Annotated in this window: 25 protein-coding genes; 13 read left to right on the forward strand and 12 right to left on the reverse strand. The window is 66.8% G+C overall.

Features of this window, described 5'->3' with window-relative positions; genetic code table 11:
• Positions 1-8: 8 nt before the first annotated feature.
• From EH231_RS05375 to EH231_RS05385, 3 genes are all read right to left on the reverse strand, one after another.
• Complete coding sequence (locus EH231_RS05375) at positions 9-3086, reverse strand: MMPL/RND family transporter (protein ID WP_420891968.1); 3078 nt, start codon at positions 3084-3086, stop codon at positions 9-11.
• Positions 3087-3255: 169 nt separating this feature from the next.
• The gene (locus EH231_RS05380) at positions 3256-3990 is read right to left on the reverse strand and encodes a hypothetical protein (protein ID WP_090425694.1); all 735 of its coding nucleotides are present in this window, start codon (positions 3988-3990) and stop codon (positions 3256-3258) included.
• Positions 3991-4035: 45 nt separating this feature from the next.
• Positions 4036-4404 carry a hypothetical protein gene (locus tag EH231_RS05385; protein ID WP_044519495.1) on the reverse strand — a complete coding sequence of 123 codons (369 nt, stop codon included), beginning with the start codon at positions 4402-4404 and terminating at the stop codon, positions 4036-4038.
• A 136-nt stretch (positions 4405-4540) separates the two neighbouring features.
• Between EH231_RS05385 and EH231_RS05390 the strand changes: the two genes are divergently transcribed.
• Positions 4541-5107, forward strand: a complete 567-nt coding sequence (locus EH231_RS05390; RefSeq protein WP_090425697.1) for a hypothetical protein — start codon at positions 4541-4543, stop codon at positions 5105-5107.
• A gap of 313 nt (positions 5108-5420) precedes the next feature.
• Positions 5421-8606 carry an isoleucine--tRNA ligase gene (gene ileS / locus EH231_RS05395; protein WP_090425700.1) on the forward strand — a complete coding sequence of 1062 codons (3186 nt, stop codon included), beginning with the start codon at positions 5421-5423 and terminating at the stop codon, positions 8604-8606.
• Between the two features lie 10 nt (positions 8607-8616).
• Here ileS and EH231_RS05400 read toward each other — a convergent pair whose 3' ends face one another.
• The gene (locus EH231_RS05400; protein WP_044518364.1) at positions 8617-8835 is read right to left on the reverse strand and encodes an RNA-binding S4 domain-containing protein; all 219 of its coding nucleotides are present in this window, start codon (positions 8833-8835) and stop codon (positions 8617-8619) included.
• 32 nt (positions 8836-8867) lie between these two features.
• On the opposite strand from EH231_RS05400, the gene EH231_RS05405 reads away from it, so the two are divergent.
• Complete coding sequence (locus tag EH231_RS05405) at positions 8868-10250, forward strand: DNA polymerase IV (RefSeq protein WP_124712021.1); 1383 nt, start codon at positions 8868-8870, stop codon at positions 10248-10250.
• On the opposite strand, the gene EH231_RS05410 is transcribed toward EH231_RS05405, so the two are convergent.
• From EH231_RS05410 to EH231_RS05420, 3 genes are all read right to left on the reverse strand, one after another.
• Positions 10232-10678: a hypothetical protein gene (locus EH231_RS05410; protein ID WP_234939908.1), complete on the reverse strand. Its 447-nt coding sequence runs from the start codon at positions 10676-10678 to the stop codon at positions 10232-10234. The two genes, EH231_RS05405 and EH231_RS05410, sit on opposite strands and share 19 nt — an antisense overlap.
• Before the next feature lie 69 nt (positions 10679-10747).
• Complete coding sequence (locus tag EH231_RS05415) at positions 10748-11224, reverse strand: hypothetical protein (RefSeq protein WP_124714186.1); 477 nt, start codon at positions 11222-11224, stop codon at positions 10748-10750.
• Between the two features lie 13 nt (positions 11225-11237).
• Entirely contained in the window at positions 11238-12206 is a 969-nt protein-coding gene (locus EH231_RS05420; protein WP_124714187.1) for an asparaginase, read from the reverse strand.
• Between the two features lie 45 nt (positions 12207-12251).
• Between EH231_RS05420 and lspA the strand changes: the two genes are divergently transcribed.
• The 7 genes from lspA (at position 12252) to dnaE (ending at position 20872) form a co-directional block, all read left to right on the forward strand.
• Entirely contained in the window at positions 12252-13046 is a 795-nt protein-coding gene (lspA, locus tag EH231_RS05425; RefSeq protein WP_124712022.1) for a signal peptidase II, read from the forward strand.
• The gene (locus tag EH231_RS05430) at positions 13046-13969 is read left to right on the forward strand and encodes an RluA family pseudouridine synthase (RefSeq protein WP_124712023.1); all 924 of its coding nucleotides are present in this window, start codon (positions 13046-13048) and stop codon (positions 13967-13969) included. The genes lspA and EH231_RS05430 overlap by 1 nt, the downstream gene beginning before the upstream one ends.
• Before the next feature lie 50 nt (positions 13970-14019).
• Positions 14020-14919, forward strand: a complete 900-nt coding sequence (gene rarD, locus EH231_RS05435; RefSeq protein WP_124714188.1) for an EamA family transporter RarD — start codon at positions 14020-14022, stop codon at positions 14917-14919.
• Positions 14920-14949: 30 nt separating this feature from the next.
• The gene (locus tag EH231_RS05440; protein ID WP_124712024.1) at positions 14950-15327 is read left to right on the forward strand and encodes a YciI family protein; all 378 of its coding nucleotides are present in this window, start codon (positions 14950-14952) and stop codon (positions 15325-15327) included.
• A gap of 29 nt (positions 15328-15356) precedes the next feature.
• Positions 15357-16571, forward strand: coding sequence for an RNA polymerase sigma factor (locus tag EH231_RS05445; protein ID WP_241177886.1), 1215 nt, complete (start codon positions 15357-15359; stop codon positions 16569-16571).
• Between the two features lie 32 nt (positions 16572-16603).
• Positions 16604-17251, forward strand: a complete 648-nt coding sequence (locus EH231_RS05450) for a TetR/AcrR family transcriptional regulator (protein ID WP_124712025.1) — start codon at positions 16604-16606, stop codon at positions 17249-17251.
• 69 nt (positions 17252-17320) lie between these two features.
• Entirely contained in the window at positions 17321-20872 is a 3552-nt protein-coding gene (dnaE, locus tag EH231_RS05455; RefSeq protein WP_090425724.1) for a DNA polymerase III subunit alpha, read from the forward strand.
• Here dnaE and EH231_RS05460 read toward each other — a convergent pair.
• On the reverse strand, positions 20838-21320 hold the full coding sequence (locus EH231_RS05460) for a PPOX class F420-dependent oxidoreductase (RefSeq protein WP_124712026.1): 483 nt from the start codon (positions 21318-21320) through the stop codon (positions 20838-20840). The two genes, dnaE and EH231_RS05460, sit on opposite strands and share 35 nt — an antisense overlap.
• Before the next feature lie 55 nt (positions 21321-21375).
• Between EH231_RS05460 and EH231_RS05465 the strand changes: the two genes are divergently transcribed.
• Positions 21376-21765, forward strand: coding sequence for a MerR family transcriptional regulator (locus EH231_RS05465; RefSeq protein WP_090425731.1), 390 nt, complete (start codon positions 21376-21378; stop codon positions 21763-21765).
• On the opposite strand, the gene EH231_RS05470 is transcribed toward EH231_RS05465, so the two are convergent.
• Both EH231_RS05470 and EH231_RS05475 read right to left on the reverse strand, forming a co-directional pair.
• A complete protein-coding gene (locus tag EH231_RS05470; RefSeq protein ID WP_090425734.1) occupies positions 21747-22682 on the reverse strand; it encodes an LLM class flavin-dependent oxidoreductase in 936 nt (311 codons plus the stop codon). The genes EH231_RS05465 and EH231_RS05470 overlap by 19 nt on opposite strands.
• Before the next feature lie 63 nt (positions 22683-22745).
• Complete coding sequence (locus EH231_RS05475) at positions 22746-23579, reverse strand: class I SAM-dependent methyltransferase (RefSeq protein WP_090425736.1); 834 nt, start codon at positions 23577-23579, stop codon at positions 22746-22748.
• Positions 23580-23712: 133 nt separating this feature from the next.
• On the opposite strand from EH231_RS05475, the gene EH231_RS05480 reads away from it, so the two are divergent.
• A complete protein-coding gene (locus EH231_RS05480; protein ID WP_090426280.1) occupies positions 23713-24117 on the forward strand; it encodes a polyketide cyclase in 405 nt (134 codons plus the stop codon).
• Here the strand turns inward: EH231_RS05480 and EH231_RS05485 are convergent.
• A complete protein-coding gene (locus EH231_RS05485; RefSeq protein WP_124712027.1) occupies positions 24111-24341 on the reverse strand; it encodes a hypothetical protein in 231 nt (76 codons plus the stop codon). The two genes, EH231_RS05480 and EH231_RS05485, sit on opposite strands and share 7 nt — an antisense overlap.
• Positions 24342-24420: 79 nt before the next feature.
• On the reverse strand, positions 24421-24864 hold the full coding sequence (locus EH231_RS05490) for a lipoprotein LpqH (protein ID WP_241177887.1): 444 nt from the start codon (positions 24862-24864) through the stop codon (positions 24421-24423).
• Between the two features lie 138 nt (positions 24865-25002).
• Between EH231_RS05490 and ilvA the strand changes: the two genes are divergently transcribed.
• A complete protein-coding gene (gene ilvA, locus EH231_RS05495; protein ID WP_090425743.1) occupies positions 25003-26295 on the forward strand; it encodes a threonine ammonia-lyase IlvA in 1293 nt (430 codons plus the stop codon).
• Positions 26296-26304 lie beyond the last annotated feature (9 nt).

Below are 26304 nucleotides of genomic sequence, written 5' to 3' on the forward strand. Positions count from 1 at the left end.
GATCCGGGTCAGTCCGCGACGGCCGCCAGTTCCTGCTCGGGCTCGGTGTTCTCGGATTTCTTCGGGGGCGCCTTCACTTCCGGCCGCCAGCGCGACGGCCACCAATTGAATCGACCCACCAGAACGGCGATTGCCGGCACGGTCGTGGTACGCACCAGGAACGTATCGAGCAGGATTCCCACACCGATGATGAAACCGGCCTGCACCAGTGTGCTGATGCTGGCGAACAGCATTCCGAACATGGACGCGGTGAAGATCAGGCCCGCCGCGGTGATCACACCTCCGGTTGCGCCCACCGTTCGGATCACCGCGGTTCGCAAGCCGTGTGGCGATTCTTCCCGGATCCGAGAGATCAGCAGCAGGTTGTAGTCGGCACCGACCGCGACCAGGATGATGAATGTCAGTCCGGGCACGCTCCAGTGCAATTCCTGACCCAGCAGCTCTTGGAACAGCAGTACCCCGATGCCGAGCGCCGATAGGTATGAAATCACCACGGAGGCAATCAGATAGAGCGGCGCCACCAGGGCGCGCAGCAGGACCACCAGGATGAGGAACACCACGGCGACCGTCACCAGGATGATGAATCGGATGTCCTCGTTGTAGTACTCACGCGTATCGCGGAGCGACACCGAGTATCCGGTCATCGACACCTTGGCGTCGGCGAGCGTCGTGTTCGGTTGAGCATCGCGAGCGACGTCGAGAATCGCGTTGATCTGATCCATGGCATCGGTGCTGAACGGGTTGAGCTTGGTCTGGATCATGTACCGCACGGTGTGACCGTCGGGGGAGAAGAACAGCGCCGCAGCCTTTTTGAAGTCATCGGTGGCCAGGAACTGTGGCGGCACGTAGAACCCTGACATGGACGGTGTCCTGGCCTCGTTCTTCATCGCGAGCAGGAATGCCGACGCGTCGCCGAGTCCGCCGCCCATCTTCTTGGTCTCGTTGACCAGCAGGCCGACACCGTCGGCCACCTGCCGGCTGGCCTCGGCGAGCGTGTCCGCGTGCTGCTGCAGCGTGGCCATCTGCTGCCGCATGCTCGACGGATTGTCCAGGCCGGCCGAATTCAGTGCTTTGGTGGCGGTGTCGAACGCACCCCGGAGATTGTCGGTCGTCGCACCGAGGGTCTGGTTGCCCTCGGTCGCCTTCAACTGCCTGGCCAACTGGGCGATGCCGGCCAGGGTGCCGTTGTCGCCGGCGTCGACCATGCGTTGCAGCTGCCCACGGGAGTTGCGGCAGGACGGATCCACATCGCAGATCGGGCTGGCGTTCAGCGCGGTCAGGACCGGCCGGGCCTGCTGGACGGAGTCGGCGGCATCGTCGAGGGTCACGCCGATGGAGTCGCCGAGCGATCGCATCGCGAGGACCAGCTTGGCCGCACTGTCGAACTGGTTGAGCGCCTTGTCGCCACCGAACTGTTTCTGCATGGAGCTCAACGCGTCGATCAGACCGCTGACTGTGACCGCTGCCTGGCCCAGCTGCCCCTTCACCCCGCCGAGTACATCGGCGATCTGGCTGGCGCCGCTGGCCAGCTTGTCCATGTCGCCGCCCCGCTCGGAGACCACCGAGGAGGCGTCGTTGAGTTTGGAACCGACCTCGCCGGCCTGGAACGACAGCCTGGCCTGCTCCAACGACTCTCCCGTGGGGCGGGTGATCCCGCGAACCGCTTCGATGTTGGGCAGCTGACTGATGCGGTGGGCCATCTGTTCGAGGTCGGCGAGCTCCTTGGGGCCGCGCAGATCGTGTGGTGATTCGATCAGGAGATACTGGGGCAGGCTGGAATTCACCGGGAAGTGTGCGGCGATCGCGTCATATCCCTGGAGGCTCTCGACGGTGCCGGGGAGCGCCTTGCGGTCGTCGTAGTTGTACCTCGCCAGGCCCGCGCAACTGGCGAGCACCACCAACAGCATCAGGCTGGCGATCAGGTTGCGCCGCGGATTTCGCACGATCCGCACACCCGACCGTCGCCACAGCGTGTTCGTGAGGCTCTTACGCGGCGAGACCCAACCGCGGCGGCCCGCCAGGGTGAGCACCGCCGGCAGGAAGGTCATGGCGGCCAGGCAGCCGATGGCGATGGCGACGGCGAGCGCCACTCCGACCGATGAGAAGATCGTCAGTTTGGTGAAGATCATCCCGATGAAGGTGACGGCCACAGTGGCTGCCGACGCGACGATCACCGGGCCGATCGAGTGCAAGGCGCTCTTGACGGCCTTGTCGGAATCCTCACCGAGCCGTAGAAAGTCGTGGTACCGGCTGATCAGGAAGACCGCGTAATCGGTTCCGGTGCCGGCCAGCATCGCGGTGAGAAAGACGATGGTCTGGCCGGAGATGGCAAGGCCGAGACTGCCCAATGCGGCCACGACGCCCTGCGCGGTCGCCAGCGATACCCCGATGGTCAGCAGCGGCAGGATCATCGTCAGCGGATTGCGGTAGATGATGATCAAGATCGCCAGGAGCATGCCCACCGTGGCGATTTCGATGTGCACACGGTCGCGTTCGCCCACCTCGGCGAGGTCGGCAAGCGTGGCCGCCGGGCCCGTCACATGCGCGGTGATTCCGGATCCGCCGCCGCCCACGGTGTCTTTGACGATCCGGACGACGTTCGACGTCGCGGTGTAGGACTGCGGTGAGCCCAGTTCGCCGGTCAGGCTGACCGGCAGTAGCCACGCCTTGCCGTCCTGACTGCTCATCACCTGGCGCAGCGGCGGTGTGGTGATGAAATCCTGCATTGTCACGACGCTCGCGGTGTCGGCGCGCAATTTGTCGACGAGGCTGCGGTAGACGGTCTCGTCGGCGCCGTCCAGGCCGTTCTCGTCACTCAAAACGACCAGCAGGATGTTGTCCGACCCGGACTCGTGAAATGCCTGCGACATCTGTTGGGCGGCAACGGACCCAGGTGCGTCGGCCGGAAGCATGGCCGGAGGGGTCTTCTGGGAGAGTTCGGTCAGCGAGGGGAACATCGGGGGGAGCGCGGCGGCGAGCACCACCCAGAACGCGATCACCAGCCAGGGCCACCGAACGACGACACCGCCCAGCAAGTGGAACGTGCCGCTCTCGGGGTTGTCCGCGCTGCCGCGCAGGCGTCGCAACAACTGTGCTGCCCTACTGATCCTGCATGTCCTTACCTACTTCGCCATCGAGCGCGTCAGACGGGTCGTCCCGGCGCTCGATGTGACGGGCGACGCTTTCAGTGCGCCCAGTGTATGTGGTGTCCCGGACCGGCCGGGTGGGCTCGCTCTGCCTGTGTGCCCGCTGTGGTCACCGATTGCTCGGCGCCAGCCACCGGGTCTTGATTCGCCAGGAGTGTGCCGAAGCGAGCGCGAAGATGGCGCCGCAGGCACACGCGAAAACCCACACCAGGCGACCGTTCTCGATGGGCTGCAACGCCGGTACCAGAGACGTGACGATCCGGGTCGTGCAGGCGAGCATCCCGCTCACCGACGCGAACAGGTAGATGTTGGCGATCCGGCGGGACTTCGGATCGCGGCGGAGCACCAGCATGGCGCGGGCCCCGTAGCCCAGCAGGTAGAGCAGGGTGCCGCAGAGCAAGATCCAGTAGGCGCTGAGCCAGAAGTCCGTCGGGACCTGGAAGAAGTCGGGCCGGTACACCGCGGCACCGTTGCCCATCGAGAAGGTGGCCAGCAAGACGGGGATGCAGATGGTGGCCGGGCGCTCCACGTACTGCTTGAAGGAGCGCTGCATGGCGTTGTCGTCCTGGAGGCGGCCCAGGGAGTTGTAGACGATTGCCGACGCCGCCACGATGTAACAGTCGTGTCCGATGTAGTCCTCGACGTTCCACTTGCCGGTCAGCGTGTAGAGAACCTGGCCGATGGTTTCCGAGGCCCACGGTGACATCAGCAGCACCGCCACGCCCTGCAGGGCGATGTTCAGAGTGGCGGCCACTTCCCACCGGCAGGACCAGGTGACTCTCCTGATCCACAGGCTCCACATGATGCAACTCAGTGTGATGGCGATGAGTGTGGCGATGGACATGACAATTTGCCTCGGACGGTGGTGCGGATGGAGCCGGAGCGCCGGTTACAGCGGGGGCGCGTCGTGTCGTGGGGTCAGTTGGGACAGTTTCTTGGGCCGGTGCACGGCAGGCCGGACTCGGGTGGCGGTGTCCACGGGAGCCACCGTCACCGGCGACGATTCCATGTAGTGCCAGACTTCCTGGCGACTCATCAGGCCGAACCGGATCTGCAGATCCGGATAGCTGAGGTGGAAGCGGTCGGCGACCTGCCGCAATTCCTCGGCGTTGGGATAGTCGGCTTCTTTGACGCGCCGGTAGTACGTGCTGCTGGATACTCCCAGTGCGCTGTACACGGCCTTGGCGTCGACCTCGCCGTCCAGCAGATAGTCCAGCAGGGCCTTGAGCTGCCTGCCGTTCTCGTCGGTTCGCGGCATCAGAACACAATAGACCCCGAGCCCGGAGTTGGTCGCAGCGAACCGCAGCAAAGCCAGCAGTGGCGTTATTGACAACGCTGTCAGACTTTTGGCACAGCTCTCCCATTTTTGGGAAACTCTGTCTAACGTGACATATATGTCTGTTTCCGTCCTGCCCGACGCATATGGCACCGGTTCGTGGATCGCCGACTACGCCACCGTCGGACCGCCGGCCGTCTCGGATATGGCAACTGTGTCCGGTGCACTGGACGACGTGTTGTCAGCGGAGCTGGACGGAGCCCAGACCGCGATGGGCTGCACGGCCGAGGATCTGCTGCTGGCCGCCCTCGGCCGGGCAGTCGCCCGCGCGATCGGTGACGGTGTTTTGACCGTCGATGTCGTGAGCGGTCCCGAGAGGGCCGGATATCGCCGCGTCGGAGTGCCCTGTGTGTCACATCGTGGCCTGTCGGGGCCCGAATTGCTGGCCGTGGCACGGCCGGGGGTCGGCACCGGTGACCACCCGTCGGCGGACATGAGCTTCGCGTACGGAGAGGGGCCGCGGGCAGGGCAGTCCGACCATCCGCTGGCGCTGCACATCCATCGCGATACCGAGACCACCATGCACCTGCACTGGCGGTTCGACAGCCGCAGATTCGACCATTGCACGGTCGACGAGCTGGCCGAGCAGTTTCCGCTGGCCCTGATCGAGGTCACCTCCGGTTAGGTCTGATTTCCGGATGATTTGCGGCGCTCATTAGACTGGGTCCATCGGCGCTGATCCGGCCATCACCGGGGAGCCTTCGGAAGAACAGCCGCGGGATTCGAGTATTCGGATTCGGCGTCGCTCAGTAGAACCGGACGGGTGGGCCCGTGATCGCCCGAAGTTGAGCGGCGCGCTGCCTGCAGCGCGCAAGCGGGGTGGTACCGCGGCGCTTGCGCACCCGTGCGACGTCGTCCCCGTGCCTGGACACACAGGCTCCCCGGGTGGGGAGCCCCCGACGCGGCCCGGCCGCGTCATAGGCACAGGAGACGCGTCAGTGACTGCCCAATCGGAGTCTTCAACGTCGACCGGCTACCCCAAGCCGGCCGCACCCAACTTCCCGGAGCGGGAACTTGAGGTGCTCGACTACTGGGCTGCCGACGACACCTTCCGGGCCAGCATCGCGCGCCGTGCCGATGCCGAGGAATACGTCTTCTACGACGGGCCGCCGTTCGCCAACGGTCTGCCGCACTACGGTCACCTGCTGACCGGGTATGTCAAGGACATCGTGCCGCGCTACCGCACCATGCGCGGTTACAAGGTGGAGCGCCGGTTCGGCTGGGACACCCACGGGCTGCCCGCCGAACTTGAGGTGCAGCGCCAGCTCGGCATCGCCGACAAGGCCCAGATCGAAGAGATGGGCATCGCGAAGTTCAACGAGGCATGCCGCGCCTCGGTGCTGAAGTACACCGACGAGTGGCGTGCCTACGTGACCCGCCAGGCCCGGTGGGTGGACTTCGACAACGACTACAAGACCCTGGACCCGACCTTCATGGAGTCGGTGATCTGGGCGTTCAAACAGCTGTGGGACAAAGGCCTGGCCTACGAGGGCAACCGGGTGCTCCCGTACTGCTGGAACGACGAGACCCCGCTGTCCAACCACGAGCTGCGGATGGACGACGACGTCTACCAGAGCCGCCAGGATCCAGCGGTCACAGTGGGCTTCACCGTGACCGACGGCCCTCTCAAGGGTGCGCACCTGTTGATCTGGACGACGACCCCGTGGACGTTGCCGTCCAATCAGGCCGTCGCCGTCAATCCCGACATCGACTACGTGCTGGTGCAGGGTTCCGACGGGCGGCGCTACGTCCTGGCCCAGGCTCGGCTTGCCGCGTACGCCCGCGAGCTCGGGGAGGAACCCGAGGTTCTCGGCAGCTACACCGGGCGGGATCTGCTCGGCACGCGGTACCTGCCGCCGTTCACCTACTTCATGGACGCGCCCAACTCGTTCCAGGTGCTGGCCGCTGATTTCGTCAGCACGGAGGACGGCACCGGCATCGTGCACATGGCCCCCGCCTACGGCGAGGACGACAAGGCCACCGCGGACACCGCCGACATCGTCGCGGTCACCCCGGTGGACTCGAAGGGCCGATTCGACGCGTCGGTACCCGATTACGCGGGCCAGCACGTTTTCGACGCCAATTCGCAGATCATCCGCGACCTCAAGAACGGCGACGGGCCTGCGGCGGCCAACGGCGCGGTGCTGTTGCGCCACGAGACCTATGAGCACTCCTACCCGCACTGCTGGCGGTGCCGGAATCCGCTGATCTACCGCGCCGTGTCGTCGTGGTTCATCAAGGTCACCGACTTCCGGGACCGGATGGTGGAGCTCAACCAGCAGATCACCTGGTATCCCGAGCACGTCAAGGACGGACAGTTCGGTAAGTGGCTATCCAATGCGCGCGACTGGTCGGTGTCGCGAAATCGGTACTGGGGCAGCCCGATTCCGGTATGGAAGTCCGATGACCCGGCATACCCGCGGATCGACGTCTACGGCAGCCTCGACGAGCTCGAGCGCGATTTCGGTGTGCGCCCGACGGATCTGCACCGGCCGTTCATCGACGAGCTGACGCGGCCGAACCCGGACGACCCGACCGGCAAGTCCACGATGCGCCGTATCGAGGACGTGTTCGACGTGTGGTTCGACTCCGGGTCGATGCCGTACGCGCAGGTGCATTACCCGTTCGAGAACCAGGAGTGGTTCGACGGAATCGACGCCGGCAATCAGGCCGACGGCACCGACGCGCATTTCCCCGGCGACTTCATCGTCGAGTACATCGGCCAGACCCGCGGCTGGTTCTACACCATGCACGTGCTGGCCACCGCACTGTTCGACAAGCCCGCCTTCAAAACCTGTGTGGCGCACGGGATCGTGCTGGGCAACGACGGCCAGAAGATGAGCAAGTCGTTGCGCAACTACCCGGATGTCAGCGAGGTGTTCGACCGTGACGGGTCCGACGCCATGCGCTGGTTCCTGATGGCCTCGCCGATCCTGCGTGGTGGCAACCTGATCGTCACCGAGCAGGGTATCCGCGAAGGCGTCCGGCAGGTGCTGCTGCCGTTCTGGAACGCCTACAGCTTCCTGGCGTTGTACGCGCCGAAGAAGGGCACTTGGCGGACCGACTCGGACAACGTGCTGGACCGCTACATCCTGGCCAAGTTGGCTCAGCTGCGTGACGATCTGACCATCTCGCTGGATACGTGCGACATCTCCGGGGCATGCGACGAACTGCGGCAGTTCACCGAGGCGTTGACGAACTGGTATGTGCGCCGGTCACGTTCGCGCTTCTGGGAGGAGGATGCCGACGCCATCGACACCCTGCACACCGTCCTCGAGGTGGCGTGCAGGCTGGCCGCACCCCTGTTGCCGCTGGCGACCGAGGTGATGTGGCGGGGCCTGACCGGTGAGCGCTCGGTGCACCTGACCGACTGGCCCGAAGCCGATGTGCTGCCCAAGGACCCCGATCTGGTTGCCGCGATGGACCAGGTGCGCGAGGTGTGTTCGGTGGGTTCCTCGCTGCGCAAGGCCAAGAAGCTGCGGGTGCGCCTGCCGTTGCCGAAACTGACTGTGGCATTGGACAACACGGTGAATCCGTCCTCGATCACCCCGTTCGCGGACCTGATCGCCGACGAACTCAATGTCAAGGATGTCGAGTTGACCGACGACATCGACGCCTATGGCAAGTTCGACCTCGCGGTCAACGCCCGCGTCGCCGGTCCCCGGATCGGCAAGGACGTTCAGGCCGCGATCAAGGCCGTCAAGGCGGGGGAGGGTGTGGTCAATCCCGACGGCACGCTGACCGCCGGGCCGGTGGTGCTGCAACCGGAGGAGTACACCGCCAAACTGGTTGCCGCCGATCCGGAGTGGACCGCGGCCCTGCCCGACGGCGGGGGCCTCGTGGTGCTCGACGGCACGGTCACCGAGGAATTGGAAGCCGAGGGCTGGGCCAAGGACCGCATCCGTGAACTGCAGGAACTGCGCAAGTCGACCGGCCTTGAGGTGTCCGACCGGATCGCGGTGCAGATCTCGGTTCCGGCTCAGTACGAGCCGTGGGCACGTACCCATCGAGATCTCATCGCCGGTGAAATCCTGGCCACCGGTTTCGAGTTCGTCGACGGGGCCGCGCTGCCGGAGGGCACGGTGATCGGGGACGGGGTGCGGGTCGCGATCGCCAAAGCGTGAGGCGGCCCGATCAGGCGCCGGTCACCCGGGCCGTGCGGTCCCCGAGCGAAACGGTGTCGCCTGGGCGTAGCTGCCGGCCGCGCCGGAGTTCGACCTCGCCGTTGACGCTGACCAGGCCGTCGGCGATGACGGACTTGGCGTCGGCGCCGCTGTCGATGAGGGATGCCAGCTTGAGGAACTGCCCGAGGCGAATCGACTCGTCCCTGATTGGTACGTCATCCGGCGTCATGCAGGTCAGGCTAGCGCCATAGCATCACAACCATGAACGGCGCCGAGGCCACGGGCGCGGGCGGACGCTGGGTCCTGCACCTCGACATGGATGCGTTCTTCGCCTCCGTCGAACAGCTGACCCGTCCCACCTTGCGCGGCAGGCCCGTGCTCGTCGGCGGTCTGGGCGGTCGCGGTGTGGTGGCCGGGGCCAGCTACGAGGCGCGCCGCTACGGCGCGCGCTCGGCGATGCCCATGCATCAGGCCCGCCGGCTCGTCGGTGCACCCGCGGTCGTGCTGCCGCCCCGCGGTGCCGTGTACGGCGTGGCCAGCAGGCGGGCGCTGGACACCGTGCGCAGCGTCGTACCGGTGCTCGAGCAGCTGTCCTTCGACGAGGCGTTCGGTGAGCCTGTTGAACTGGCCGGTGCTACCGCGGCCGATGTCGAGGAGTTCTGCCAGCAGTTGCGGGCCAAGGTGCGTGAGCAGACCGGGCTGGTGGCCTCCGTGGGGGCCGGATCCGGAAAGCAGATCGCCAAGATCGCCTCCGGGCTGGCCAAACCCGATGGGGTCCGGGTCGTCCGCCGCGACGAGGAGGCGCGGCTGCTCGACGGCCTACCGGTGCGCAAGTTGTGGGGGATCGGGCCGGTGGCCGAGGAGAAGCTGCACCGGCTCGGTATCGAGACGGTAGGTGCGTTGGCCGCGCTGTCGGATGCCGAGGCCGCCAGTGTGCTCGGCACGGCGGTCGGCGCTGCGCTGCATCGGCTGGCCCGCGGAATCGACGATCGCCCGGTGGCCGAGCGGGCCGAGGCCAAGCAGATCAGCGCCGAGTCGACATTTCCCGAGGACCTCACCACACTGCGTCAGCTTCAGGATGCGATCGGCCCGATCGGCGAACACGCGCACCGGCGCCTGGAGAAGGACGGCCGCGGCGCCCGTACCGTGACGGTCAAGCTGAAGAAATCCGACATGAGCACGCTGACCCGTTCTGCCACACTGGCTTACGCCACCACCGAGGCCGCCACCCTGATCGGTACCGCCCGCCGGCTCTTGCTCGACCCGGTTGAGATCGGTCCGATCCGGCTTGTGGGCGTGGGCTTTTCAGGACTGTCCGACAGCAGGCAGGAATCGTTGTTCCCGGACCTGGAACAGCTCGACGACATCTCCGACTCCCACCACCACAGCGCCGAGACAGCTCAGGTAACCCAGACCGGTTGGCGCATCGGCGATGACGTGGCGCACCCCGAGCACGGCCACGGCTGGATCCAGGGCGCCGGACACGGGGTGATGACCGTACGGTTCGAGACCCGGGCCAGTGGACCGGGACTGGCCAGGACCTTCCCCGACGACACGCCCGGATTCCGTCGGGCCGACCCGGTCGCCAGCCTGGACTGGGGTGACTATCTCAGCGGATTGGCCGACTACCAGAGCACGCCGTAGGTACTGCTGAGAATGAAGCCGTGCTCGCCGTATGTCTTGCACGTCACTGTGCCCTGATAGCCGACTCCGCAACTGGCGCCCCAGTTCTCCAGTCGGTGGCCCTCGGGCAGCACGTCGACGTCGCGGGTGAACGAGGCGGTGTCGGAGTGTCGGTAGGAGGCGGGCCCGCCGCTGTTGACGAAGATCTGGTTGCTGCCCGCCGGGGCATCGATCGGCACGGCGTCACATCCCACCGGACCGCCATTGGGGCCGATTCCGCAATGACGACCGTCCGGGGTCCGGAAGAATACGCCGTAGAAATCGGTGGGCGAGCTGTAGTGCCCCTCGGCGATGGGGTAGCTGTCGATCTGGTCGGCGCCCGGCGGTGGCTCGGCCGCGGCAGTGGGTAAGGGGCCCAGTGCCGACAGGCCGACCGCGGCAATTGCCATGATGAGGCGCATAGGGTCCATTCAACCGATGTCGTCAACCCCCCGGCCGACCACCTGGGCGACAACCGGTTACCAGAGCATGCCGGACGCGGTGTCCAGCGAAAAGCCATGCCGGCCCGACGTTTTGCAGATCACCGTGCCCTGCTCGCCGATACCGCAGCTGGCTCCCCAGTTCTCCAGCCGGTGTCCCACGGGCAGCACGTCGACATCATCGCGGGTGAAGGACGCGGTTCCGGAATATCGGTACGAGGCGGGTGCGCCGCTCTCGACGAAGGTCTGGTTGGTTCCTGCCGGCGCGTCCCCGGGTACCGCGTCGCAGCCGACCGGGCCCCGGTTGGGCCGGATCGCACAGAAGCGGCCGTCCGGCGTTCGGAAGAACATCCCGTAGAAGTCGGTGGGCGAGCTGTAGTTGCCCTCCGCGATGGGGTAGCCGTCGATCTCCTCGACGCCGGGTGGTGAGGGCAGAGCCAGCGCCGTCGGAAGCGGGCTGAGCACCAGTAGGCCGACGGCAGCCGCCGCCGAAATGTGGAAACGCACGTTCTCTATTGAACACAGCGCGTCAACCCCAGGCTTCGATGACCTCGACAACCGGCCGAATGCCGGCCAATGCGGCCATCAGCAGGACTCGGGCCTGCGGTGGGCGCAGCCGGGGTAACACCACCGCGCCGGCATCGACGAGTTGCTGTCCCGGGCCGTACTGCGCGGCGACCGGGCCGTCGGGAACCCGGGTCGATATCGCGACCACCAGGCCGTCGCGGCAGTGCCTGCGGACCCCGTCGATCAATGCGGCCCCAGCATTGCCCGAGCCGACCGCCTCGACCACGATGCCCCGCGCTCCCGCCGCGACACAGGCGTCCAGAGCTGCGGCGTCAGCTCCCGGGTAGGCGGCGACGATGTCGACCCGGGGCGCTGAGGCCGCCGCGAACGCACCGAGAAAGGCACGCGCTTTCGCGGTGGTGAGCACACAACCGGCGTCGGTGACGGTTCCGAGTGCGGTGCCGGTGAAGGCGTCCAGATCGTGGGTATGACGCTTGCGCAGGCCCAGCGGTTGCCACACCGTGCCGGCGAAGCTGACCGCCACGCCCAGGTCCCTGGCCTGCGGGCCGGCCGCGACGGTGATGGCGTCCCGCAGGTTTCGCGGTCCGTCACTGTCGGGATCGTCCGCGCTGCGTTGCGACCCCGTGAGCACCACGGGCACTTTTCCGCCGTAGGTGAGGTCGAGCCACAGCGCGGTCTCCTCCATGGTGTCGGTTCCATGGGTGATGACGACTCCGTCGGCGTGGTCCGCCGCGGCGCCGACCGCGCCTGCGATCCGGTCCCAGTCGGCGGGTGTCAGCAGTGCGCTGTCGGTCGCCATCGCGTCGACGATGTCGACCTGCGCCGCAACGGCCATCCCGGCCGTCAGCTCAGCACCGGTGTGCGTCGGGCGTCTGATTCCGGCCTCGTCGGTGCTGGTCGAGATGGTGCCGCCGGTGGTGATGACGACGATGCGCCGGGGCGGGCGCGCGGGCAGCTTTGCGGGCTCCATCACGGTGCAGATTGTCCCGCATCGACTGTTTGGGATGATGGGAGAGTGACTGATGAAACGTCAGGCCCGGCGGAGCCGGTGACCGACGCAACCGGGGACACGAAATCGTCCTCCGTAACCGCTGCTCCGCCTCGGCGGCGGCTGCGTCTGCTGCTCACCGTTGCTGCTGTGGTGCTGTTCGTCGACGTGGTGACCAAGGTGCTTGCGGTCCGCCTGCTGACACCCGGCCAACCGGTGTCGATCATCGGTGACACCGTCACCTGGACGCTGGTGCGCAACTCCGGCGCGGCGTTCTCGATGGCAACCGGCTACACCTGGGTGCTGACCCTCATCGCCACCGGCGTGGTGATCGGCATCGTCTGGATGGGCCGCCGGCTGGTCTCTCCGTGGTGGGCCATTGGCCTGGGCATGATCCTGGGCGGTGCGACCGGAAACCTGATCGACCGTTTCTTCCGTGCCCCCGGACCGCTGCGCGGCCATGTGGTGGACTTCTTCTCGGTCGGCTGGTGGCCGGTGTTCAACGTGGCCGATCCTGCGGTCGTGGGCGGCGCCATCCTGTTGGTGGCGTTGTCGCTGTTCGGCTTCGACTTTGACACCGTCGGCCGGCGCCAGCCGGGCGACGAGACTGCCGGGGTCGGCCGGCGCCAGCCGGGCGACGAGACTGCCGGGGTCGGCCGGCGCCAGCCGGGTGATCCCGAGCCGGAGAAGGTGAAGCGGGAACCAGCTGTCGCCGCAGACGCTCAGGTCACCGACGCCGAGGCCGAGGAGGCCGGTGACGCCGCCCCGGTGACCCCGTCCGACGAGTCGAGCACGGTCGGTCGCCAGGCCGAGACGTCATAGTGACGACCCGGTCGATGCCGGTGCCCGAGGGCCTGGCGGGAATGCGAGTCGACGCCGGGCTGGCCCGGCTGCTCGGGCTGTCGCGGACGGCTGTGGCGGCCATGGCCGAGGACGGCGGCGTCGACATCGACGGCGCCCCGGCCGCGAAGTCCGACAAACTCGTTGCCGGGTCCTGGCTGGAGGTCCGGCTGCCCGAAGCGCCTGCCCCCGTCGAGAACACCCCGGTCGACATCGAGGGCATGGACATCCTCTACGCCGATGACGACATCGTGGCGGTGGACAAGCCGCCCGGGGTGGCCGCACACGCCACGGTCGGCTGGCACGGCCCAACTGTGTTGGGGGGCCTTGCCGCCGCCGGATTCCGGATCAGCACCTCGGGCATTCACGAACGCCAGGGCATCGTGCACCGACTCGATGTCGGCACTTCCGGCGTCATGGTGGTGGCGCTGTCCGAGCGGGCATACACGGTGCTCAAGCGGGCGTTCAAGCAGCGCACCGTGGAAAAGCGCTATCACGCGCTGGTGCAGGGGCACCCGGATCCTTCGAGTGGGACCATCGATGCCCCGATCGGGCGGCACCGGGGTCACGACTGGAAGTTCGCGGTCGTCGAGGGTGGCCGGCACAGCGTCACCCATTACGACACCGTCGAGGCGTTCCAGGCCGCCAGTCTGCTCGACATCGAGCTGGAGACCGGCCGGACCCATCAGATCCGCGTGCACTTCGCTGCGCTGCATCACCCGTGTTGCGGCGACATGACCTACGGTGCGGATCCCACGTTGGCGAAAAAGCTTGGGCTGGAACGTCAGTGGTTGCATGCCCGGTCCCTGGCCTTCGCCCATCCGGCTGACGGCCGGCGCATCGAGATCACCAGCCCTTATCCGGCCGACCTGCAAGCCGCCCTCGACGTCCTGCGCCGCCACTAGCCGTGGGTGGTCAGGCCCCGTCGCAACGAGCCGCCGCAGGCCGCTCAGGGGTGCTGTACGGGGCAGGTGCCTACATCTGGTGGGGACTGTGCCCCGGTTTCTTCCTGTTGTTGCTGCCCGCGGGGGCGCCGGAGGTGCTGGCCCACCGCATCGTGTGGAGCGCGCTGTTCCTGCTGCTGGTGCTGGCGGTGGCGCGGCGGCTCGGTGATTTACGCCGGTTGACCCTGCGGACCTGGCTTCAACTGCTGGCGGCCTCCGTCCTCATCGCGATCAACTGGGGGACATACATCTACGCCGTCACCACCGGTCACGTCGTGGACGCAGCGCTGGGCTATTTCATCAACCCGTTGGTGAGCGTGCTGCTGGGCGTGCTGGTGTTCCGCGAACGGATCAACCGATGGCAGGCGACGGCGTTGGTGCTCGCGCTCATCGCGGTGGCGATCCTGACCGCCGAACTGGGCGCACCGCCCTACATCGCGGTCATCCTCGCGCTGTCCTTCGGGGTGTACGGCCTGGTCAAGAAAGTCGTGCAGGCCGACCCGCGGGTGAGCGTGGCTGTAGAAACGCTGCTGGCCCTTCCGTTTGCCGCGGGCTACGTGATCACCCTGGAGGTGCTGGGCCGGGGCAACTTCCTCAACCACGGCCCCTGGCACGCGGCGCTGCTGCTGCTCGCCGGACCCGTCACCGCCGTGCCGTTGCTGCTGTTCGCCGCGGCCGCACAGCGGCTTCCCATGGTGACATTGGGCCTGCTGTTCTATCTCAACCCGGGCCTGCAGATGGCCTGGGGTGTGTTCATCGGTCATGAGCCGATGCCGCCGGGCCGATGGGTCGGCTTCGCCCTGATCTGGGTGGCGCTGGTGATCATGACGGTCAGTGCACTGCGCAGAAAGCCGGCGGATTCGTCGGCCGAGATTGTCGATCAGGTAGAACCGGAATCGTCATCACGGTGACAGGCTGGAATCGACAACCAGGAGGACACCGTGCAGTACTGCCTACTCATGCACTACCAGGAGGGACCGGAGGCGGGTCTGAGCGAGGAGGACATGAAGCCGGCCCAGGCCGCTTTCGCCCGCTATGCCGACGACCTGGATGCGGCCGGCGTGCTCATCGGCACACAGGTACTCCAATCGGCGTCGGCCACCACGACCTACACCGCACGCACCGGCACCGCCGAGATCCAGGACGGGCCCTTCGCTGAAACCAGGGAACGGTTAGGTGGAGTGTTCGTCATCGACGTTCCCGACCTCGACGCGGCGTTGGCCTGGGCCGAGAAGTGCCCCGCCGCGGCCTGGGGTTCGATCGAGATCAGGCCCGTCGCAGTGACCTACGGCCGGGGCCGGGGCTGGTACACGCCCTGAACACGCCCGCCGGGGAGCGGCTCACGCAGGTGGTCGGCCGGTCCTATGGCCGGCTGCTTGCGCTGCTGGCCGCGCAGTGCCGCGACATCACCGCCGCCGAGGACGCGTTGGCCGACGCGATGGAACGCGCCCTGCAGCGCTGGCCGCGCGACGGCGTCCCGGGCAATCCCGAGGCGTGGTTGCTGACCGTGGCGCGAAATCGGCTGCGGGACACGTGGAAATCGCCGGCTCATCGGTTGAGCGGGCCCTGGACCGAAGACCGCGACGTCGCCGAGGAGGTGACTGAACCCGCCGCGATTCCTGACCGTCGGCTTGAGCTCATGCTCGTGTGCGCACACCCGGCGATCTCCGCCGACATCCGTACCCCGTTGATGTTGCAGACGGTGCTGGGCGTGGACGCGGCCGCGATCGCCGCGGCATTCGCCGTCGCACCCGTCACCATGGCCCAGCGGCTGGTGCGGGCCAAGAAGCGCATCCGGGACACGGGAATCCCGTTCACCCTGCCCGAGCGCACCGACCTCGCCGCACGACTCCCCGAGGTGCTCGAAGCGGTCTACGGCGCATATTCGATCGACTGGTTGTCGGTACCGCAACGGCCGGCCATCGAATCACTGTCGTCGGAGGCCCTGCACCTGGCCATGGTGCTCGTCGAGTTGCTGCCCGAGGAGCCGGAGGTGCTCGGCCTGGCGGCGTTGATGTGCCTGTGTGAGGCGCGGCGCCCGGCCCGCCTCGATCGGGACGGCACCTTCGTCGCGTTGGACGACCAGGACCGTAGCCGGTGGGACGCCGGGCTGTACGCACGAGGGGAACGGCTGCTCGCCCGGGCCCACGGCTTCGGGCGGCCGGGCCGGTTCCAGTACGAGGCCGCGATTCAATCGGTGCACTGTGCCGACGGCGTTGAGCGTCATGCGCTGCGAAAGTTGTATCGGGCACTGATGCGGGTGGGTCCGTCATTGGGCGCCGCTGTGGCCCTGGCTGCGTTGGACGGCGAAATCGACGGGGCCGACGCGGGATTGCGCGCCCTCGACACGATCACGGACCGGGCCGCCGAGAGGTTTCAGCCCGCGTGGGTCACGCGCGGCCATCTCCTCGGCGAGGCAGGACGCGTCGATGAGGCCGCGGCGGCATATCGCCGGGCCATCCAACTGACCGCCGATGATTCGGTGCGGGCCTACCTGAACGAGCGGGTGCGGAGTCTGACGTCGGCCGGCCCGATTGACGGCATTAGCGACACCCCTTTTTGACCTTGATTCAGCAATGACTTAGTGTTTGCTAGATGACTCCCCGGGGTAGGCCCAAGGCGAGCCGTCGAGGACCGGGCCGACCGGTCGGTGCCGATGCTGCGCAAACCCGTGAGAGCATCATGCAAGCGGCCTACGAAGTCATCAACGAGCGCGGTTACGCGGCGGCGACATTCCAGGAGATCGCCAAGCGCAGCGGCTTGAGCCGCCCGACGCTGAACTACTATTTCGCCAGTCGCGAGGACCTCTACCGTGCACTGCTGCAGCAGGCGCACGAGGTCGTCATGTCGTGCATCCACGTCGCGAAACAGCATGACAGAACGCTGGATCGGTTGCATGCGTACATCGATGCCGTGGTGGAGGTGTGGCATCGGGACGGTGCGGTGGTGGGGTTTCTGGTCAATGCCAGGCTCGAGTCGTACCGCCATCCCGATCTGCCCGCGGCCACGGTCGCGGCCACCCGGGGATTCCTCGGCGAACTGGTCACCGAGGCGGTCGTCCGGCGCGAGTTGCCTGCGCACACCGAGCAGGTGAGTTTGGTCGAACTGCTGTATGCGATGTTGTGGGGAGTGGGCGTCTACACCGGCTGGCAGGGCCGGCCCGTCGATGTTCCAGCGATAGCCAGGCAACTGCAATCGGTGATTGTCAATGGGTTGCTGCCTATCGCCGATCGTGATCTCTGACTCGCCGGCGGAGACACGCGAGGCGACACGCGCGGCGGTGTCGGTGGGGCGCCATAGACTGGCACCCCTATGAGCGGTTCATCTTCTGGGTCCTTCGTGCACCTGCACAACCACACCGAGTACTCGATGCTGGACGGCGCCGCGAAGATCACCCCGATGCTGGCCGAGGCGCAGCGTCTGGGCATGCCGGCGATCGGCATGACCGACCACGGCAACATGTTCGGCGCCAGCGAGTTCTACAACTCGGCGACCAAGGCCGGCATCAAGCCGATCATCGGTATCGAGGCGTACATCGCACCCGCCTCGCGGTTCGAGACCAAGCGTGTCCAGTGGGGTGACCCGAGCCAGAAGAGCGACGACGTCTCCGGTAGCGGCGCCTACACGCACATGACGATGGTCGCAGAGACCGCGACCGGTCTGCGCAACCTGTTCAAGCTGTCGTCGTTGGCTTCCTTCGAAGGTCAGCTCGGCAAGTGGGCGCGCATGGACGCCGAGATCATCGCCGAACACGCCGAGGGCATCATCGCGACCACCGGTTGCCCGTCGGGTGAGGTGCAGACCAGGCTGCGGCTCGGCCACCGCCAGGAGGCGCTGGAGGCGGCCGCCAAATGGCGCGAGATCTTCGGCCCCGACAACTTTTTCCTCGAGCTCATGGACCACGGCCTCGACATCGAGCGCCGGGTCCGCGAGGGCCTGCTGGAGATCGGGCAGAAGCTCAACATCCCGCCGCTGGCCACCAACGACTGCCACTACGTGACGCGGGAGGCCTCGCAGAACCACGAGGCCCTGCTGTGCATCCAGACCGGCAAGACCCTGTCGGACCCGAACCGGTTCAAGTTCGACGGCGACGGCTACTTCCTCAAGTCGGCCGAGGAGATGCGCGCACTGTGGGACTCGCAGGTGCCGGGTGCGTGCGATTCCACGGTCCTCATCGGCGAGCGGGTGCAGTCCTACGCCGACGTCTGGACACCCACCGACCGCATGCCGGTGTTCCCGGTTCCCGACGGCCACGACCAGGGCTCCTGGCTGACCCATGAAGTGCGGGCCGGCCTGGAGGAGCGCAGGTTTCGCGGCGCGCCTGTCCCGCCCGAGTACACCGACCGCGCGGCCTACGAGATCAAGGTCATCTGCGACAAGGGCTTTCCTTCCTACTTCCTGATCGTGGCCGACCTGATCAACTACGCCCGCTCGGTCGGGATCCGGGTGGGGCCGGGTCGTGGATCGGCCGCCGGGTCACTGGTGGCCTACGCGCTGGGTATCACCAACATCGACCCCATCCCGCACGGTCTGCTGTTCGAGCGCTTCCTCAACCCGGAGCGACCGTCCGCCCCCGATATCGACATCGACTTCGACGACCGCCGCCGCGGCGAGATGCTGCGGTACGCGGCCAACAAGTGGGGCAGCGACCGGGTGGCCCAGGTCATCACCTTCGGTACCATCAAAACTAAAGCGGCGCTGAAGGATTCGGCCCGCGTGCACTACGGCCAGCCGGGTTTCGCGATCGCCGACCGGATCACCAAGGCGCTGCCGCCGCCCATCATGGCCAAGGACATCCCGGTGTCGGGGATCACCGATCCCAACCACGAGCGGTACAAGGAAGCCGCCGAGGTCCGCGCCCTGATCGACACCGATCCGGATGTGCGGACCATCTTCGAGACCGCGCGTGGCCTGGAAGGTCTGGTGCGCAACGCGGGTGTGCATGCCTGTGCGGTGATCATGAGCTCCGAGCCGCTCATCGACGCCATTCCGCTCTGGAAACGGCCCCAGGACGGCGCGGTCATCACCGGCTGGGACTATCCGTCGTGTGAGGCCATCGGCCTGCTGAAGATGGACTTCCTGGGCCTGCGGAACCTGACGATCATCGGTGACTGCCTGGAGAACATCCAGGCCAACCGGGGGATCGACCTGGATCTGGACACGCTGCCGTTCGACGATCCGGCGGCTTACGAGCTCCTCGGCCGTGGTGACACGCTGGGCGTGTTCCAGCTCGACGGCAGCGCGATGCGTGACCTGCTGCGCCGCATGCAGCCCACCGGATTCAACGACATCGTGGCGGTGCTCGCGCTGTACCGTCCCGGTCCGATGGGCATGAACGCCCACAACGATTACGCCGATCGCAAGAACGGCCGGCAGGCGATCAAGCCAATCCACCCCGAGCTCGAGGAACCGCTCAAAGACATCCTCGCCGAGACCTACGGCCTGATCGTCTACCAAGAGCAGATCATGTTCATCGCGCAGAAGGTCGCCTCCTACACCATGGGCAAGGCCGATGCGCTCCGTAAGGCCATGGGTAAGAAGAAGCTTGAGGTGCTCGAGGCCGAGTACAAGGGCTTCAAGGAAGGCATGACGGCCAACGGGTTCTCCGAGGCGGCGGTGAAAGCCCTGTGGGACACCATCCTTCCGTTCGCCGGGTACGCGTTCAACAAGTCCCATGCGGCCGGCTACGGCCTGGTGTCCTATTGGACGGCCTACCTCAAGGCGAACTATCCCGCCGAATACATGGCCGGTCTGCTCACCTCGGTCGGCGACGACAAGGACAAGGCCGCGGTCTACCTCGCCGACTGCCGTCGGCTCGGTATCACCGTCCTGCCGCCCGACGTCAACGAGTCGGTGCAGAACTTCGCCTCGGTGGGCGATGACATCCGGTTCGGTCTGGGCGCGATCCGCAACGTCGGCGCCAATGTCGTTTCGTCGCTGATCAGTACCCGAACCGAGAAGGGCAAGTACGCCGACTTCTCCGATTACCTCAACAAGATCGACATCGCGGCCTGCAACAAGAAGGTCACCGAATCGTTGGTGAAGGCGGGCGCGTTCGATTCTCTTGGCCACCCCCGCAAGGGGCTGTTCCTGGTGCACACCGACGCCGTCGATTCGGTGCTCGGCACCAAGAAGGCCGAGGCGATGGGGCAGTTCGATCTGTTCGGCGGTGCCGACGACGGTGGCGGCACGGACGCGGTGTTCACCATCAAGGTGCCCGAGGAGGAGTGGGAGGACAAGCACAAGCTCGCACTCGAACGCGAGATGCTGGGGCTGTACGTGTCCGGTCATCCCCTCAACGGGGTCGCCCATCTGCTGGCCAACCAGGTCGACACGCAGATCCCGGCAATTCTCGACGGCGACATCGCCAACGATGCGCAGGTGGTCGTCGGCGGTATCCTGGCCTCGGTCAACCGTCGTGTGAACAAGAACGGGCTGCCTTGGGCCTCAGCCCAATTGGAAGACCTCACCGGTGGTATCGAGGTGCTGTTCTTCCCTCAGACCTACTCGCTGTTCGGTCACGAGATCGCGGACGACGTGGTGGTACTGGTCAAGGCGAAAGTGGCTGCGCGCGATGACCGGATCTCACTGATCGCCCACGAACTGGTCGTGCCCGACTTCAGCAGCGCCCAGGCTGACCGGCCGCTGGCGGTGAGTCTGCCCACCCGCCAGTGCACCATCGACAAGGTGAGTGCGCTCAAGCAGGTGCTGGCCAACCATCCCGGTACCTCCCAGGTGCATCTGCGGCTGATCAGCGGTGAGCGGATCACCACGCTGGAACTGGATCAGTCGCTGCGGGTGACCCCCTCTTCGGCGTTGATGGGTGATCTCAAGGCGTTGCTCGGCCCAGGTTGTCTGGGGTAGCGGCCAGGTCGATCTTCACGATCGCACTGTCGGGCCACAGCCCGCGATCCCGCGCCCGCCGTAGCTTCTCTCGCAACGGAAGGTCCCGGTGCACGTTGGTGACGCCCGGGATCCTGAGCAGCGGCACGATGTTCCACTGCCATCCGTATCGCCGGTGCAGGGCGCGGTTGGCCTGTTGGGCGTTCTCACCGCCCAGGACGCTGGCCCGGCCGCTCAGCCAGGTGCTCCCGGTGATTCGTCCCTTGTAGTCGCAGACCACCAATTCGACGTCGGGCCGGGCGGTGAGTCTTCGGGTCTTCGGGCCGATCTTGGTGCGGAACAGCGCCGTTGGGCCGTCGAGCACGAACCAGATCGGGGTGTCGACAGCCGTGCCGTCGCGGCGGAAGCTGCGCAGCAGCGCGTAGTGGGAGCGGCTGAGGGTTTGGAGTGTGGTGTCGGTATGCGGCATGTGACCAGTCAACGACTTAGAGTTGACTCTAAGTCAAGCTCGGTGAGGAGGCCGGATGAGAACGACGCTGACCATCGGAGACGTCACGCAGCGGACGGGGGTGGCTCAGACCGCGCTGCGCTACTACGAGCAGGTCGGGCTGTTGCCCGCGCCGGAGCGCGTGGGCGGGCAGCGCCGCTATCCGGAGTCGGTCCTGCTGCGGCTGGAAGTGATCAGGTTGTGCAAGGCCGCCGGGTTCTCGTTGACCGAGATCCGGCTGCTGCTCAAGGACGACACTCCGGGCCGTCCGGTGGCTCGTGAGCTGGCGCAGACCAAACTCGCCGAAATCGATGCGCAACTGGAGGCGCTTGCCCGGGCCCGGGCGATCATCGAGTGGGGCATGCGGTGCACGTGTCCGTCAATTGAGTTGTGTACGTGCGGGATTCATCACGAGCTTCCGGCCTGACGCAGGAGCGGCAGCAGCCGGCCGGCGAGCATGTGCGGGTGCGGATCGAGCGAGCCGATCCGCAGGACCAGGTGTCGTGCCCCGGCGTCGACATACCCGGCGAGCCACGCCGCGCATTCCTGGGCGGATCCACCGCAGATCGCCTGAAACGAGCTCAGCACATCCAGTGGCTGGCGATAGTAGGTCCGGGTGTAGGTGTCGAGCGTGTCGTGGGCGCGCCTACGGTCGTCGTCGATGCACACCGTGGCGTACAGCGCGGGCGTGATGGGGCGCGGCGTCAGCTCGCCGATTCGCGCCAAGCCCCGCGCGTAGGCGCCGGCATCGGGCAGGTAAGGCAACCAGCCGTCGTAGCCTTCGGCGACCCGGGCGATGACCCGGTCGGAGTCGCCGCCGGCCAACCACAGAGGCGGGCCGCCCAGGCGCGCGGGCGGTAGCGCACTGTCGAGGCCATCGATCTGCCAGTACCGGCCGCTGAATCGGCTCTCACCGGCCCATGCCTGCCGCCACAGTTCGGCGGCCTCGTCGAGGCGGCGTGCCCGATCGGTGAACGGCATTGCCAGCGCGTCGAATTCACGCCGGCTTTCCGGTAGGGGAGATCCGGAACCCAGGCCGAGGATCAGCCGGCCGCCCGACAGTTGGTCGACCGTGGCGGCCTGCGCCGAGGTCAACAATGGCGGGCGCAGCGGACCGATCAGGGCTGCGGTACCGAGGGTGACACGGGAGGTGCGGGCACTCACCGCGGCGAGCAGCGTCAGCGGATCAACCCGGGTGCGGGCCAGCACGGAATCCCCGGTCCATACCGAGTCGAATCCCGATTCCTCTGCGATTCTGGCGAATTCGATCAGCCCGCGCGCGTCGTGGCGCCCCGTCATCGCGGTTTCCCGGCTGGGCAGCATGATGCCGATGGACAGCGACATGTGTCAACGATGACGCCACATGCCGGTTCGGTCGACTACCTGACGGGTAATGGCGACGGCCGGTCAGAACCGGTACCGCAGTATGCGCGCCTTGCGGGCTGTCGCCTTGCTGAGGCCGGAGGCTCGGGTCGCGATCCGCAGTACACCGGGAAAGCGATCGACCTCCGGTTGGTGGGCCAGGCTGGACTCCTCGACGAGTCGCAGTCGCGGGTTCCAGGTTTCGGGATGGTGGGCGTCCTTGAATCCCTGGTAGCCCCACTGGCTTCCGACGTCTTTGAACATCTTGGCCGGAAAGAACTTCAGGGCCGCCTTACTCATCCAGCCGATTCGGCCGTAGTCGTTGAACGCGAGCTCCCCGGAATCGAAGTGGTCGGTGATCCTCCGGAAGATGCCGGTGATGACCGGTTCGCTGAGGAACGCGAACAGCCCGTCAGCCACCAGCATGGTGGGTCTATCGGAGGGAATCGGGTCGGTCCAGTCCGGGTCGGCCAACGACGCGGCAACCGTATGCGCCTGGGGAAGTGGCGGCAGCACGCGGTCCCGTAGATGGCTGATCCCCGGCAGGTCCACGCTGTACCAGTCGACTGTGACCGGCGGCGAGACACGGTGAACACCGCTGTCGAGGCCCCCGCCGAGATCGACGACGACGGCGTCGGGATGGCCGGCCACGAACGCGCGGACCCGGTCGTCGAGCATCTTGGCCCGCAGCGCCGACTGGCACACCACGCTGGTCTGCACCCCCAGGCCGGCGAAGTCGTAATCGAGTTGTCCGACTGCCTCATCGGCCATGGCGTCGCCGAGGATCGGGCGGGCCCACCGGCTGTCGAGCGCCCGGGCGTACAGCGTCAGAAAAGCGGTTTCCTCCACCGGTGTGAGGCCCGTCGTCGCAATACCCACAAACCCGACCGTACACCCGGTGCACGGCTGAACAGTTGGGCGAAAACGTTTACCGCCCTTGCGATCACGGGCTGACGCGGGAAACGCCAGTGCGTGGGTGGGCGGCGAGCGTCCGGCAGCCTACGGTGGAACCATGCGTAGCAGGCATGTGAGCGTCTGGATCGAGGTCGCGCCCGACGCGGTGTACGCCTACGCGTCTGATCCGAGGCAGTTGGCCACGTGGGCGGCGGGACTGGCCGAGGGTGGGTTGCGCCTCACTTCGCGAGGATGGGTGGCGGATTCCCCGATGGGTGAGGTCAGCGTCGAATTCACGCCGACGAACGCGCTCGGCGTGCTCGATCACGTGGTGCGTCTGCCCTCGGGTGAGGCCGTCTACAACCCGATGCGGGTTGTCCCGGTGGGGGTCGACGAAGAGTCGTGCGAAGTCGTGTTCACCGTCCGGCAGCGGCCCGGGATGACCGATGAGCAGTTCGAGGCAGATGTCGCCGCCGTAGCCGCCGATCTAGAGACGTTGCGGGGACTGATGGAAGGTCACTGATCAGAGGGCGAGATGCGGCCCAGGCCCAGCCATACCGCAATGGTGACCGCGGTAGCCGAGAGCACAGCTGGTGCAGCACTCATGGTGGCCACACCGACGACCACCAGCACCAGGGCGCCGATCGCCAGGGCGATCAGCTTGTAGGTCGGCCAGGGGACCCCGGCGATGTCAACCTGGTGATCGGCCCGGGAGGTGGCGCTGCGGAAGTTCCCGGCGGTGGTCATATGTTGACGATAGCTCGCAACATTGATTTCGGCTAGCCGAAACCTCGGATCAGGCGTGTCGTTTTCCGGTTGGTCTGGGTCAACAGCGGGCTTCCACCCGGTACCGGACTTCAGACGGTTTGGTCGGGCGGTCGGCGAAGGAGCCGTGCGCTGTGCCGCTGAGGTGGAATTTGGTGTCGTCGATGCCGGCCTGGGTGTCCGACGCTTCGGCCAGCGCGCCCCCGGTGAAGCCGGTCAGGTCCCGAATCCGCATGACCTTGGGCTCGACAGAGGCTCCGGTCTGGATGATCGCGGTGAACCCGGGTGTTTGCGGCTCGGTTTCGATGGTCCACAACCAGGAGATTTGCGTGCACTGCACCTTGTAGGCCGTCGCCATTTCCTGGTCGTCAATGAAGACCCGTGCGGTGTTGGCATCGGCGGGGCTGCCTGCGGGCGCCGCGCACGCAGACGCGGACGCGGCGAGCGCGACCACCATCGCGGTGCGCGCTGCCGCCCACCGCACCCGTTGCTGAGTGTGCCGCACGATGGTTGTTTTCCCAGTTCGGGGTTTGTTCAACCACATGCCGCGAATTTCGGTGGTCGGGCGACGCGGACGGCGGAATCTCGGCGTGTGCGCCCACCCAGGTGTAGTGAAACCGCTGGCCAGTGGCACCATTGAACGGTGACTGCCGATCTGAGCAAAGGCTCCCGAGTGTCCCCGCTGGCCGCGCCGCTGACTGCCGCCGACATCGACGAGGCCGCCGAGCGAATTTCCGGGGTGGTCACCCGCAGCCCGCTGCAGTTCAACGAGCGCCTGTCGGAAGCGACCGGGGCCAACGTCTACCTCAAACGCGAGGATCTGCAGGCGGTGCGTTCCTACAAGGTCCGCGGCGCGTTCAACCTGATGGCCCAGCTCTCGCCCGACGAACTGGCGGCCGGCGTCGTGTGCTCCTCGGCGGGCAACCACGCCCAGGGCTTCGCGATGGCCTGCCGGTCGATGCGCACCCATGGCCGCGTCTACGTACCGGCCAAGACCCCCAAGCAGAAGCGGGACCGGATCCGGTACCACGGCCGCGAGTTCATCGAGCTCATCGCCGGCGGGTCGACTTACGATCTGGCCGCTGCCGCGGCGCTCGACGATGTCGCACGCACCGGGGCCACCCTGGTGCCCCCGTACGACGACCTGCGCACGATGGCAGGCCAGGGCACCATCGCTGCCGAGGTGCTCGACCAGCTCGACGACGAGCCGGATCTGGTGATCGTCCCCGTGGGTGGTGGCGGCTGTATCGCAGGCATCACCACATATCTCGCCGAGCGTGCCTCGGACACATCGGTGCTCGGGGTGGAGCCGGCGGGCGCGGCGTCGATGATCGCGGCGCTGGCCGCGGGTGAACCCGTGACGCTCGACCACGTCGATCAGTTCGTCGACGGTGCGGCAGTGGCGCGGGCCGGTGCGCTGCCCTACGCCGTCCTGGCCGCCGCCGGTGACATGGTCGCCCTCACCACGGTCGACGAGGGCGCGGTCTGTAGTGCGATGCTCGACCTCTACCAGAACGACGGAATCATCGCCGAGCCCGCCGGGGCGCTGTCGGTGACCGCGCTGCTGGAGGCAGACATCGAGCCCGGGTCCTCCGTCGTGTGCCTGATCTCGGGTGGCAACAACGACGTGTCCCGCTACAACGAGGTGGTCGAGCGGTCACTGGTGCACCTGGGACTCAAGCACTACTTCCTCGTGGACTTCCCGCAGGAACCCGGGGCGCTGCGCCGCTTCCTCGACGAGGTACTCGGGCCGGGCGACGACATCACCCTGTTCGAGTACGTCAAGCGGAACAACCGGGAGACCGGTGAGGCGTTGTGCGGTGTCGAGCTGAGCGCGGCCACGGACCTGGAGGGCTTGCTGGCCCGGATGCAGGATTCCGACATCCACGTCGAGTTACTCGAACCGGGGTCGCCGACCTACCGGTACCTGACCTGAGCGACCCCC

Source organism: Mycolicibacterium nivoides (assembly GCF_003855255.1).
GTDB classification, from domain to species: domain Bacteria; phylum Actinomycetota; class Actinomycetes; order Mycobacteriales; family Mycobacteriaceae; genus Mycobacterium; species Mycobacterium nivoides.